Annotated in this window: 10 protein-coding genes and 1 pseudogene; 9 read left to right on the top strand and 2 right to left on the bottom strand. The window is 61.4% G+C overall.

Annotation, left to right across the window (positions count from 1 at the left end; translation table 11 throughout):
- Positions 1–128: 128 nt before the first annotated feature.
- Complete coding sequence (locus BLT54_RS22885) at positions 129–863, bottom strand: multicopper oxidase domain-containing protein (RefSeq protein ID WP_245708042.1); 735 nt, start codon at positions 861–863, stop codon at positions 129–131.
- Positions 864–979: 116 nt separating this feature from the next.
- Here BLT54_RS22885 and mntR point away from each other — a divergent pair, with 116 nt between their 5' ends.
- From mntR to BLT54_RS17170, 7 genes are all read left to right on the top strand, one after another.
- Positions 980–1432, top strand: coding sequence for a manganese-binding transcriptional regulator MntR (mntR, locus tag BLT54_RS17200; protein WP_009573580.1), 453 nt, complete (start codon positions 980–982; stop codon positions 1430–1432).
- 124 nt (positions 1433–1556) lie between these two features.
- A complete protein-coding gene (locus BLT54_RS17195) occupies positions 1557–1901 on the top strand; it encodes a hypothetical protein (protein ID WP_009573581.1) in 345 nt (114 codons plus the stop codon).
- A gap of 136 nt (positions 1902–2037) precedes the next feature.
- Positions 2038–3483: a multicopper oxidase family protein gene (locus tag BLT54_RS17190; RefSeq protein WP_040402904.1), complete on the top strand. Its 1446-nt coding sequence runs from the start codon at positions 2038–2040 to the stop codon at positions 3481–3483.
- Between the two features lie 17 nt (positions 3484–3500).
- Entirely contained in the window at positions 3501–4430 is a 930-nt protein-coding gene (locus tag BLT54_RS17185; protein ID WP_009573583.1) for a WD40/YVTN/BNR-like repeat-containing protein, read from the top strand.
- Positions 4430–4924, top strand: a complete 495-nt coding sequence (locus BLT54_RS17180; protein ID WP_009573584.1) for a DUF411 domain-containing protein — start codon at positions 4430–4432, stop codon at positions 4922–4924. The genes BLT54_RS17185 and BLT54_RS17180 overlap by 1 nt, the downstream gene beginning before the upstream one ends.
- The gene (locus tag BLT54_RS17175) at positions 4887–5438 is read left to right on the top strand and encodes a cytochrome c (protein ID WP_332835024.1); all 552 of its coding nucleotides are present in this window, start codon (positions 4887–4889) and stop codon (positions 5436–5438) included. Before BLT54_RS17180 ends, BLT54_RS17175 begins: the two co-directional genes overlap by 38 nt.
- A gap of 291 nt (positions 5439–5729) precedes the next feature.
- A complete protein-coding gene (locus BLT54_RS17170) occupies positions 5730–6392 on the top strand; it encodes a L,D-transpeptidase (protein ID WP_009573586.1) in 663 nt (220 codons plus the stop codon).
- 47 nt (positions 6393–6439) lie between these two features.
- Here the strand turns inward: BLT54_RS17170 and BLT54_RS17165 are convergent, their stop codons facing one another.
- A complete protein-coding gene (locus BLT54_RS17165; protein ID WP_009573587.1) occupies positions 6440–6724 on the bottom strand; it encodes a hypothetical protein in 285 nt (94 codons plus the stop codon).
- Between the two features lie 182 nt (positions 6725–6906).
- On the opposite strand from BLT54_RS17165, the gene BLT54_RS17160 reads away from it, so the two are divergent.
- Positions 6907–9261 carry a heavy metal translocating P-type ATPase gene (locus BLT54_RS17160; RefSeq protein ID WP_009573588.1) on the top strand — a complete coding sequence of 785 codons (2355 nt, stop codon included), beginning with the start codon at positions 6907–6909 and terminating at the stop codon, positions 9259–9261.
- A 63-nt stretch (positions 9262–9324) separates the two neighbouring features.
- Positions 9325–9837 (top strand): annotated as a pseudogene (locus BLT54_RS17155) (L,D-transpeptidase family protein).
- Positions 9838–9844 lie beyond the last annotated feature (7 nt).

The raw sequence follows: 9844 nt of genomic DNA, 5'->3' as shown, positions 1-9844 counted from the left end.
ACGCTCTTCAGGGCCACAGGCTGGAAGTAAGGCTGTTTTGCCTTGCTGCAATTGATGCAGCCCAATCCCGTCCACTGGTCAAAGCGGCCATCTCAAGCTCCGGCATCGACGACTATGCAAGGGTTGCTCTATTGCGCGCCTTCGATAAGGAGCCACGTCTGCTTGCCGCGGTTGTTTACATCGCCCGGCAGCGCGCGAAAAGCATAGGCGCGATGGCAGTGGAATCTCATAATTAAGGGCAAAAAATATCCCCGAACGCGTCGTGTCTCAGATTTAAGGGCAACGCGACACGCAGAGTGAATGCCGTGAAAATGCATGGAATGCGGGTGTGAACCGAGGTTGCGAAAGATGATCCGTAGCCGTTCGCCTTCTTTGGCGCGCAGAGCGGGGCCGGGAACGCGTCCGTTGAACGTCCAGGCGGGAAAGAAAACGCCGGGAGCGATCTCGATCTCCACGTCGATGGCGTCCACCTCGAACGTTCGTAACGTGCGCCCATCCGGCAGAACTTCGGTCTGGCCTGTCTCCCAGTCGGTCAGCATGGCCGTCGGGTCGAACCCGTTCCGGGCGTGGTCGACCTGGCCGACCATCGTCATGTTGCCATGCGCCATGCCACTGTCATGGGCCGAATACGGATCGACCGCCCCGCCGGGCATCGCATGCCCCGCCATCGGGTCGGGCGTTGCCTGGGATTGCGCGCGGCTCGCGGCCACGGCCGCTCCGCCGGCAGCCACCAGACCGCCGACCAACAACGCGCGTCGCGACGCCGAAACTGGCTCCGTGACGACGCCAGGTGGCGCTGTGGGCAGCGATGTCTCCACGGCGGACGACACCTCGCGCCCTCGCTTGCTGGTATCGACAGGCATGGACGTTGTCCCTTCAGATGACACGCAGGCCAAAGTCCCGGCGCAAAAAGTTAGCATAGGCTAATAATCATCGCTCAGGCTTTACGAGTCAATCCTGATCGTGCGAGGGTGACGGCATGACGGATGATGAGAACCTTGAATCAACCGAGGCAGAGGCACGTGCGGTCGAATCCCGCGCCGAGGCCTTCATCGGTGTGCGCGAGGCGCGGCGCAGCGAGGTGGCGGAAGACTATGTCGAATTGATCGCTGAGTTGATCCACGAGAACGGCGAAGCCCGACCGGTCGATATCGCGGCCCGGATGGGCGTTACCGCGCCGACGGTCGCCAAAACCCTCGGCCGTCTGGCGCGGGACGGCCTGATCACTCGCGCGAAATACCGTTCGGTCTTTCTGACCGAGGAAGGCCGGGCGCTTGCCAAGGAATGCAGACACCGCCACGAGATCGTCTTGCGGTTTCTCCTGAGCCTCGGGCTCGACCCCGAGACGGCTGAACGCGACGCGGAAGGGATCGAGCATCATGTGAGCGAGCGCACGCTTGCCCTGTTCGCGGCGTTTGCCCAGCGGTCATAGGCAGGTGGTTGCCGCTGCAACAAGTCGGTTGGCCGAGGATTTGAACGAGCCAATTTTTGGATGGTCCAAGAAACGTGATATTGTGCCGCTGGCATTCGGATCGCGCGGGTAGTAGATCAAGATCATGAGACGTTGGGCACGCCTTATCTGTATCCTCTCGCTGGTGGCTTTTGCCATCGGCGCGGTCGCGCAGTCTGCTGGCTCAATTGCCATGGCCTCGTCAATGGTCTCCACGGATGGCGGCATGATGGCTATGGACGATTGCGACGCCTGCGGCAGCTTGGAAGACGGTAAGATGGGTTCCGTCTGTGATTTTGCGTGCAATGCCTCGGGAATGGCCGCTCTTCTTTCGATCCCGGCTGGTACCAGCCCGATCGCTGCCACCGCAGCCCATGAAATCCAGCTCGTGGACGTTCCGCACGGAATATCCGGCCCCCCGGCCAAGCAACCTCCTCGGGTCTACCTCTGATCTGACACACGGCGCCTGATTGCGCTTCGTGTGTTTCCCCGTGCCGGACGCCCTCAAATGGGCGTTTGCGCGGATCCATGAACGTCGCCACGCAATTGCTTTGGCGGCGTACAGTGAAATCAGAGAGTGTTCATCCATGTCCTACCAAATAAATTCCCTTTTCAGTCGCCGATCTTTTCTTGCAGCCTCCTTAGCGGGCATCGGCGCTACGGCATTCGGAAGGCCCTTGCGCGCCGAGCCGCAAATCCGCAGCTTTTCGCTGCGCCCCGCGCCGGGACAGGCAAGGCTGGTCCCAGAACCTTATCCCGCAACCCCCGTTTGGGGCTTCAACGGTCAGGTTCCCGGCCCGGAGCTACGGGTTCGGCAAGGCGATCGGCTGCGCATCGTCGTCACAAACGGTCTGGACGAGGAAACCACCGTCCATTGGCACGGACTTCGTCTGCCGAACGCGATGGACGGGGTTCCACACCTAACGCAGAAGCCGATCGCACCCGGAGAAACCTTCACCTACGAGTTCGACGCGATCGATGCCGGGACTTTCTGGTATCACCCGCACCAGCGCAGTTTCGAGCAGGTCGGACGTGGGCTGGCCGGACCGCTCATCATCGACGAAACCAACCCGCCGCGGGTCGACCGCGATGTCACCTGGCTGCTTGACGACTGGCGGCTGACACAGGACGCGGCGATTGCGGATGACTTCGGCGCATCCATGGACATGAGTCATGCGGGCCGTCTGGGCAATACTGTCACGATAAATGGGCGTGTTCCCGATGTCTTCGTGGTGCGGCAAGGCGAACGTATCCGGTTGCGGCTGATCAATGCCGCCAACGCCCGCATCTTCGCGCTCGACTTCGGCGACCTTTCCGCGCGCATCATTGCGCTCGACGGCCAGCCGATCACCCCGCACGCCGCGCCTGACGGTGTCGTGGTTCTGGGCCCGGCGATGCGTGCCGACATAATGCTCGATTGCCCTGCCGACCCGGGAACCACGCTTCAAATCGTCGACCGCGCCTATCGCGATAATGAATTCAACCTGCTGGATGTCGTCTTTGACGACACGCCCTTGCGTGCCGCGCCGCCGGAATGGGAAATTGCCCTTCCAGCCAATCCGCTTGTCGAACCTGATCTGAACGCGGCCCGTCGTCACGAAATCCTGTTCACCGGGGGCATGATGGGAGCAATGGTCGAGCGCCAGATGGGCCTGAGCCAGTCAGGCAGCATGATGGGCGGAATGATGGGTGGCGTTGTGGGCGGCGGCATGTGGTTCGTCAATGGCGTTGCGGCCGAAGGGCACATGCTCGATCCCTTCCTGACATTGGAGCGCGACGCGAGCCATGTCCTCCACATGACGAACGCCACGGCGTTCGACCATCCGATCCACCTGCACGGCCACTCCTTCCGCGTCATCAGCCGCGATGGCGTTCGGACCGAATTCCGTGAATGGCAGGACACCGTGCTGATCGCGCCGCGCGAGCAGGTCGAAATCGCCCTGGTCGCCGACAATCCCGGAGACTGGATGTTCCATTGCCACATCCTCGAGCACCAGGCGGCCGGGATGATGGGCGTGATCCGCGTCGCATGAGCAGGGGAGCATGCAGATTGAAGTCGATTGAGATTGAATTTCGGCCAGACCGGCGCAAGGTACTCACCGCGGCACTCAGTATCGGCGTCGCTTCGATGTTGCCGGGGTTCGCACTCGCGGCGAGCGATGGTGATCCAGCGGCACTTGCCTTTGATGGTGATACCATCCTGCTGGCGAGAGGAGGGCTGTTCGTCAGTGATAATGGCGGCCGGACTTGGACCGCGGCAGAGACACCCGGAAAAGTGCTGTCGCTGGCGACCCATCGCGACCGGCCCGGACTTGTGGTTGCGGGGCTGGCCGAGGGCGGTGTCAGCATTTCCGAAGACGGGGGCGCTTCGTGGCGTATCTTTGAAGCTAGGCTGCCTGACGGAGAAATCACTGCCGTTGCTATCGCCTCGCGGAACCCGGACATGATCTATGCCTCGCTTCGCGGCGACGGGTTGTGGAAGAGCGAAGACGCCGGTGCAACCTGGTCGCTCGCCATGGACCGCCCCTGGCTCGACGACGCAGAGCGCGATCCTCTTGCTCTGGCTTCGGTCGAGCTTGAAACCGGCATGGGCGGGATCTGGATCTATGCGGGCACCGAAGTTGGCCTAACGCGGGTGCCCGATTGCTTTTGTCGCTGGCAGGACGTGCAGCCAGGCAACGCGATGGACGCATTGGTTGCGGGTGAAGCCCCACCGTCCGAAGCGCCATTGCCTGGAGGTGAACCGATCCTGTCGCTGGCCAGTGCCCCCTCGGCGCCGGAAGTGATGTACGCCGCGCTGCCCTCGGGCCTCTGGGCATCGCAGGACGGCGGAGTCATCTGGCAAAAGCGGGCCAGCAAAGCTGCGACCGCTGTTGCGGTTCATCCAAGAGACGAGACCTACATCGCTGCCCTGTTGGGCGGCATCTTGAAAATCAGCCGTGACGGCGGCGCAACTTGGATCGAAACAGGAGAACAATGATGGAGAAAATGATGCAGAGAAGAAACGCGCTTGGCCTGATTGGCAGCGGCATTGTCGGAATGGTGGGCCTGTCCACATCGGCCTGGGCGCAAGCGACAGGCGATATGGCGTCCGATTTGGCGGGCAACGAAAGGCAGATCACCATCTGGCGCGATCCGGGCTGCGGCTGCTGTGATGCCTATGGGGATTATCTCGAAGAACACGGCTTTACCGTTACGCGTGTGGATGACCGCGACTTCGACAAACGCTCGGTCGAAGTCGGTGTGCCCGCCCAGGGCATCGGCTGCCACCTGGCCGAGATCGACGGCTACTATGTCAGCGGTCTCGTCCCCGTCGACATCATCGATCGGCTGCTGGAAACCCGTCCGGCGATAACGGGTATCACCTTGCCGGGAATGCCCGCGAACGCGCCGGGCATGGCTGCGGTCAAGTCAGGCACGCTAAGGACCTACGCCTTTGGCCCAGACGGAATTTCAATTTATGCCGATGAATAAAGGGCCGAAAGATCGATCGGCGAAGTGTGCGGTCAGGCGGTCAGTGCACCTCGCTGCCCTAGTGTCCGCGCTCGCGACCACCGGCGTTGTGGTGCTGGCCCAATCGGAACCGGTTGACCCGCGTGTCGAGGGACTGACGTTTTTGGGAGAGCCCGTGCTCGCATCCCAGGTCATGGCAGGGCAACAGCTTTATGCGGACAACTGCGCCAGTTGCCATGGTGCCAGCCTCGAGGGTCAGCCCGATTGGCGTCGTCGTCTTGACACAGGAAGAATGCCGGCCCCGCCGCATGATGACTCAGGCCACACTTGGCACCATTCAGACCGCATGCTTTTTCAGATCACTAAAGGCGGGGTCGGGGCCGTCGTGCCGGGATACGAGAGCGACATGCCGGCCTTCGGAGAGGATCTGACAGACGCAGAGATCGCGGCTATCCTCGTCTACATCAAGAGCACCTGGCCTGAGCGACAACGTGAGTTCCAAGCCGAAGTTTCGGCCAATGACACGGGCGGGTGAAGATCGACAGGGTGTCAGGATAGTATCTTTCGACCAAAACCGATCCACCGGGGGATCAATTCGGCAAATCTGTCCTACTCCGCCCCCTGACTCCCGCTTTACCACGCTAATTCGGACCTGACCTGGTTGGCCGTTAACCCGCCCGCAAGGCAAGCATGTGCTACCAGGGTCGCGTGCATGCGTTCACGAAAATTTACCCTTGAACCTCTAGCCACTAGAAGTCCTATCTAGTCGACGAGAATCTATATCGTTCTTGCCATTGATTGCCGGTGGGAACCGAAAGGGTACGACATGCTGACAAGACGACACTTTATTCAAACGACAACAGCGCTCTTTTCGGCGACTGTGGCCAACCCTGTGTTTGCCGATAGCTGGCCCACCGAGGCTCAGAAGGCTGAATGGGACGCGCAAGTCAGCCCGCCCGGCTTCGATCCGGCCACGTCAAACCCTTGGGGACTACACCCACGTTTCTTGCCTCAGCGTGTGGACGCGAAGGACGGCCTCGTGCCGGGAGACATCCATGTCGATGCGGTCGCGCGGTATCTCTACCACATTGAGGAGGGTGGAACCGCGATGCGCTACGGCGTGGCGATCGCGCGGGGCAACCTCTACGAGCCGGGTGTTTATAACATCAAGCGCAAGGTCAGGTGGCCGCACTGGACGCCAACACAAAACATGATCGAACGCGATCCCGTGAACGCACAATGGGCCGATGGGATGGAACCAGGGCCGGAAAACGCTCTCGGGTCACGGGCGCTCTATCTCTATGTCGGTGATCGCGACACCTATCTTCGGATACAAGGCACACCCTATCCGAGAAGCATCGGCGGTCGTGCGAGTTCGGGTTGCGTGCGGATGGTTATGGCACACATCAACGAGCTTTATCCGAACGTCGAGATCGGATCGATAGCACATCTTTATTCGGCTGAGGCTAGCGTTACCGCGAGAAGTTGAATGAGGTAATTAACTCTCAGCGCATTGATGTGACGTGCGGGTCGTCGTCACACTTCCCGCGCGACGCAGATAGGGTTGCCGTTCGCCGTGCGCAGCGGCAGCAAGGTCGTTTCAACGGGGCCGCTGTGTTCGTACCAGTAGCACCCGTCCTCGGGCACCAAGCGCGCGGTTGAAACATCCTGATTCGGGGCAGCCATTGCAATCACGGCTTCGGGAACGTTGCCCCGCCGGTCTGCCGAGTCGCCCGGTCCAGTCGGCTGGATTGCGCACCCGGCCGTAAGAGACAGCGCCACTGCAACAATTATTTTTTGCTTCAGCATCAAAACCCGCATCAAGCTTCCTTTCGTGTCTGTTTTTCTTTGCATCGGCTTTTCATGCCTCAAGGCGTGATGGAGCCGGTCGCCGCATCCTCTAGCAATAAAGCAAACTGAAATACCACCGTATTTTGCTCTTGAAGCTCTAGCTACTGTAGGGGTTATGTCATGGTAAAGCACCCGAATCCAGAGGTCCATTCATGCCGTCCGACACCCATCGTCACGACCACGATCACGCCGAAGATGCCCAGACAAGCGGCGGCAGCTGCTGCGGGGGCGCCGGAACGTGCGGCGACATCGTTCCGACGACGCCCGCGCCATCGGGCGGGCGCAGTTTTCAGGTATCCGGCCTCGATTGTGCCGAGGAGGTAGCAATCCTGAACAAGGTGGTCGGTCCGAAGATCGGTGGAGCCGAGCATCTCGCGTTCGACGTGATCAATGGACGGATGACTATTCTCGACAGCGCCAGCAGTGTATCGGACGGCGAAATTGCAGAACTGGTGGCAAGCACCGGCATGACCGCCAAGCCCTGGGATGCCGAGAACGCGTCGGTCGACCAGGCGGCCCATCTTGCAAGACAGCGGCTGTTTACGGCGCTCAGTGGAGGCTTCTGGGCCGCGGGATTTCTGTGGCACATCATCGAGACCGGCATGGGCGGGGCGCTCGGCCTCTTCGCGGGTCACGGCGAAGCGCCGATGCCACTGGTCGAGGCAGGGCTGTTCGCGGTTGCGATCCTGTTCGGTGTCTGGCTCGTGGCACCCAAGGCATGGTCGTCCGCTCAGCGGCTGTCGCCCGACATGAACCTGCTCATGGTGGTCGCCGTGGCCGGTGCCATCGGGCTTGGCGAATTTTTCGAGGCGGCGACAGTCGCGTTCTTCTTCTCGCTCTCGCTCTACCTCGAAAGCTGGAGCGTCGGGCGTGCGAGGAATGCGGTTTCAGCTCTGCTCGACCTGGCGCCGCCGACGGCAAGAGTTCTTAATGATGACGGCTCAGAAGCGGACGTTCCGGCTTCTGCGGTTGCTATCAACGCACGTTTCGTCGTGCGCGGCGGAGACCGCATCCCATTGGATGGTGAGGTTGTCGATGGGGCAGGGGCCGTCGATCAGGCGCCAATCACCGGAGAGAGTGCGCTGGTCCCAAAGGAACGGGGCGACGAAGTCTATGCCGGTACGATCAACGGCGAAGGCACACTGACGGTGCGCGCCACGAAGGCCGCCTCGGATACCGTGTTGGCCAAGATCATCCGCATGGTCGGTGACGCCCATGCCCGCCGCGCGCCGGTGGAGCAGTGGGTGGCGAAGTTCGCCTGCATCTACACGCCTATCGTCATGGCGCTCGCCATCGCAATTGCCCTGCTGCCGCCGCTCATTTTCGGTGGAGCCTGGGATTATTGGTTCTACAATGCACTCGTGCTGCTGGTGATCGCCTGCCCATGCGCTCTGGTCATCTCGACTCCTGTCTCCATCGTCGCGGCGCTCACCGCTTCGGCGCGGGCGGGCGTACTCATCAAGGGTGGTGCCTATGTCGAGGCACCGGGTCGGACCACCGCGCTGGCCATGGACAAGACCGGCACAATCACAATGGGCGAGCCCGAAGTGGCGGCGGTGCATCCGCTGGGCGGGGCTTCGGCGCAAGATCTGATGACCCTCGCCGCTGGGCTGGAGGCACGTTCCTCGCATCCCTTGGCGCGCGCCATTCTTGCGCGGGCAGAAGCCGACGGCATCAAGGTATCCGCCGCGGAAGATACCCGAACCGTTCCGGGCAGGGGACTTGAAGGACGCACAGACGGCCGGTCGATCTGGCTGGGGTCGGACCGGTTTGCCGCGGAGAAGGGTTTCGGCGACGCCATTCCGAAGGATTTGCGCGACCGCATCGAAGGGGCTGGCAGCACCCTTGTTGCCGTGGGCGACGACACCGGTGTCACCGGCATCTTGGAATTGCGCGACCGTATCCGCCCGGATGCCAAAGGCATCGTGGCGCAGCTCCACGCGCAGGGTGTGAAGACCATCGTCATGCTGACCGGTGATAACGAGCGGACAGCGCACGCTGTTGCAGCCGAGGTCGGCATCGACGAGGTCCGTGCCGAGCTTCTGCCCGAAGACAAGGTGACTGCCATCGAAGAACTGGTCGAAACGCATGACATGGTGGCCATGATCGGCGACGGGGTCAACGACGCCCCGGCCATGGCGCGCGCGCATTACGCCATCGCAATGGGTGCCGTTGGTTCGGACGCGGCAATCGAGACGGCGGATATAGCCCTGATGACCGACGATCTCGGCAAGGTGCCTTGGCTGATCGGTCATTCGCGCCGGACAATGTCGATCATTCATCAGAACATCGGTATTTCCTTGGCGACCAAGGGCGTTTTCGTTGTCGCTACCGCGTTCGGACTGGCATCGATGTGGGGCGCGATTGCAGCCGACGTAGGAGTGTCATTGCTGGTGGTGGCCAATGCCCTGCGCCTGCTGAACAGCCAAGAGGCCAAGGCGCCGCCGTCCGGCGGTGAGCAGGTTGGCCCACAGATGGCAAAGGCCGCGCTTGCCCACGGACATTGATCACGCAGCATTTGCAAGGTAACGTGATGTCCATATCAGACCTCACCAAAGAGGCATCGAGCAGTGAAGACCATCCGATTTCCCCGCCGCGCCGTCCTGTTGGGCGGGTTGGTAGCGTTTCTGTCCGGGTGTGCCAGCAAGTTCCGCAGCTATGACGGACCCGAAGTCACCCGTGTTCGGCTTTAAAAGGGACAGCGCTTGCTTGTTCTCGACGGAGCCGATCGCGTCTTGCAAACCTATCCGGTCGGGCTGGGTTTCGCTCCTGAGGGTCACAAACAATTCGAAGGGGATGGCCGGACTCCGGAAGGAGTTTACACAATCGACAGGCGAAACCCCAACAGCACCTACCATCTTTCGATTGGCATCTCTTATCCGAACGAGGCCGACATCGCCTTTGCCGAAGCGCAGGGCCTTTCCCCCGGCGGCGACATCTTCATCCATGGTGGCCCACGCCCCGGCATCGACCCGACAAATGTCCGCGACTGGACAGCTGGCTGCATCGCGGTCACGGATCGGGAGATCGAGGACATCTATGCAATGGTGAAGGACGGGACACCTATCCACATCTTTGCATGACGGTCTT

Origin of the sequence: Celeribacter baekdonensis (assembly GCF_900102315.1) — a bacterium.
GTDB lineage: Bacteria > Pseudomonadota > Alphaproteobacteria > Rhodobacterales > Rhodobacteraceae > Celeribacter > Celeribacter baekdonensis.
Note: the sequence above shows the minus strand (reverse complement) of the source record. Positions and strands in the feature narration are given on the sequence as shown.